The 814-nt window shown below is 62.0% G+C and carries 2 protein-coding genes; one reads left to right on the top strand and one right to left on the bottom strand.

The window, feature by feature from the left end:
- The first annotated feature begins 200 nt into the window (after positions 1-200).
- On the top strand, positions 201-422 hold the full coding sequence (locus ACP7BV_RS27465) for a hypothetical protein (protein WP_426108080.1): 222 nt from the start codon (positions 201-203) through the stop codon (positions 420-422).
- Here ACP7BV_RS27465 and ACP7BV_RS27460 read toward each other — a convergent pair.
- A partial coding sequence (locus ACP7BV_RS27460; RefSeq protein ID WP_426108079.1) for a S1C family serine protease occupies positions 419-814 on the bottom strand: 396 nt, incomplete at its 5' end. The genes ACP7BV_RS27465 and ACP7BV_RS27460 overlap by 4 nt on opposite strands.

Genomic DNA, 814 nt, shown 5'->3' with positions numbered 1-814 from the left:
ACCAAGGGCACGACCGGCTTTCGCATCGATACCAAGCGCGACTACGGCACCGCCCAGCATCTGTGGTCGACGACTGGCGCGACGGCTTTGTCGGCATGACGCTGCGGATATTCAATCCACAGTCTCATCTGTGGAGCATTTATTGGCTAGACAATTAAACGGGGGGCCTGCATCCTTCCGGTCTGCTGCGCAACCCCGTGGTGGGAAAGTTCAGTGAGGGCGTTGGCGTGTTCGCAGGCAACGACGAAGTTGACCGCAGACCGATCCGCGTGTGCTACACATGGAGCGGTATCGCTGCGCACAGCGCCCGCTGGGAGCAGGCCATGTCCGCCGACGGCGGCGTGACGTGGGAAATGAACTGGCGCATGCTGTTCACACGGCGCGACTTAGCCTCGCAGCCTGTCAGACTTAACGCAGGCTAGCGCTGCAGCTCGACTGTCACTTTCACGGGCCGCTTCTTGCCATCGCGCCAAACGTCGGCGGCAATGACATCGCCCGGCCGGGCACTGCCAATCAATCGCGCAAGATCGGCCGTGGTGTCCACTTCATTGCCATCGACCCCGACGATGACGTCCGCTGGCCGGATACCGGCGCGATACGCCGGCCCGCCCGGCTGTACAGCGGCGACCAGCGCCCCTTTGGGTTCCTTCAGGTCGAGCGTGGTGGCAAGGTCGTAAGTGAGCTCTTGCAGTTGCACGCCGATGCGCCCCCGCGTGACCTTGCCGTACGCGCGCAATTGTTTGGAAATATCCATGGCGATATCGATCGGGATGGCGAAGGAAATGCCCATGTAGCCGCCGGTCTGGCTGTAAAT

The sequence above is a fragment of the Massilia sp. TSP1-1-2 genome (assembly GCF_049896185.1).
Classification (GTDB): domain Bacteria; phylum Pseudomonadota; class Gammaproteobacteria; order Burkholderiales; family Burkholderiaceae_D; genus Telluria_A.
This window is presented reverse-complemented; position numbering and strand designations above follow the sequence as displayed.